The organism is Bradyrhizobium sp. (genome assembly GCF_016462955.1).
In the GTDB taxonomy this organism is placed as follows: domain Bacteria; phylum Pseudomonadota; class Alphaproteobacteria; order Rhizobiales; family Xanthobacteraceae; genus Bradyrhizobium.
Genome location: NZ_JAEMSD010000357.1, coordinates 1 through 1,210, shown reverse-complemented (window position 1 = coordinate 1,210; position 1,210 = coordinate 1). Strand labels below are relative to the sequence as shown.

At 63.8% G+C, this 1,210-nt stretch carries 1 protein-coding gene and 1 pseudogene; both read left to right on the top strand.

The genetic code is table 11. From position 1 onward, the window contains the following. Nucleotides 1-238 (top strand): annotated as a pseudogene (locus tag JHD07_RS27985) (CoA transferase); the annotation flags it as partial. Next, on the top strand, nucleotides 235-1,032 hold the full coding sequence (locus JHD07_RS27980; RefSeq protein WP_024343216.1) for a crotonase/enoyl-CoA hydratase family protein: 798 nt from the start codon (nucleotides 235-237) through the stop codon (nucleotides 1,030-1,032). The pseudogene JHD07_RS27985 and the gene JHD07_RS27980, both read left to right, overlap by 4 nt. The last annotated feature ends 178 nt before the right edge of the window (nucleotides 1,033-1,210 follow it).

The following is a 1,210-nucleotide window of genomic DNA, read 5'->3' as shown; positions in this document are numbered from 1 at the left end:
GGCGCCGCAACACCCGCACACCCGGATGCGCGGCACTTTCGTCGAGATCGCCGGCGTCACCCAGCCCGGACCCGCGCCCCGCTTCAGCCGGACAGCGCCGGCCGTTCCGCACCCGCCTCCCGTCATCGGCGCGAATGCACAGGAGGTTCTGCGCGACTGGGGCTTTTCGCCGCGTGAACTCGACGACCTCTACACCACGGGCGCGCTTTCTCGCCCCAATGATGAAGTGACGCAATGACCGAACACATCAAGATCACCGAACAGGACGGGGTGCTGACGCTCGAGCTCAACCGTCCCGATCTCCGCAACGCGATATCGGACGAGATGATCGAGACCATCGTCGCGACATGCGACCGGATCAACCGCGACATGAGCGTGGGGTGCATGGTGATCACGGGCGCCGGCGACGGGTTTTGCTCGGGCGGCGACCTTAAAGACATGGTGACGCGCACGGGCCATTTCGCCGGGCCGCCGTTCCATGCACGGCGCGTCTATCTTCACGGCATCCAGCAAATCCCGCTCGCGCTCTATCATTGCCAGGTGCCGACGATTGCCGCGGTGAACGGTTCAGCCGTCGGTGCAGGCTGCGATCTCGCCTTGATGTGCGATCTGCGCATCGCGTCCGAGAAAGCGTCTTTTGCCGAGAGCTTTCTCCGCGTCGGCCTGATCTCGGGCGACGGCGGCGCCTGGTTCCTGCCGCGGCGGGTCGGATTGGCGAAGGCTTGCCGCATGACTTACACCGGAGAGTTCGTCAAGCCCGACACGGCCCTTCAATGGGGCCTCGTCGAGGAGGTCGTACCGCACGAACAGCTGATGGAGCGCGCACGCGCGCTGGCGACGCAGATCGCAGCGCAGCCGCCGCAAGCGCTGCGAATGACCAAACAGCTGTTGCGTCGATCGCTCGACATGACATTGCCGGACAGCCTGGAACTGGCAGCCGCGATGCAGGCGATCTCGCTCGAAACGTCCGATCACCGCGAAGCGTTCACCGCCTTCAAGGAGAAGCGAAAGCCCAACTTCACCGGCAATTGAGCCGGCGTTTTCAAGCCAGAGGCCGCCACGATGTTTTCAGCACCTACGATCCAGACAACGGTTTTTGCCAGGCTTCCGGAAAAATATCATCTGACCGGCCGCCAGACGCCGTGGCTGAAACTGCAACGTCGCGGCGAGAATCTGCATTCGTTCCTGGAGGGCCCGAGTTTCGATCGCG

Bases quoted from the DNA above. Each gene is read 5' to 3' on its own strand.
- JHD07_RS27980 (WP_024343216.1), top strand. From the start codon at position 235: ATGACCGAACACATCAAGATCACCGAACAGGACGGGGTGCTGACGCTC.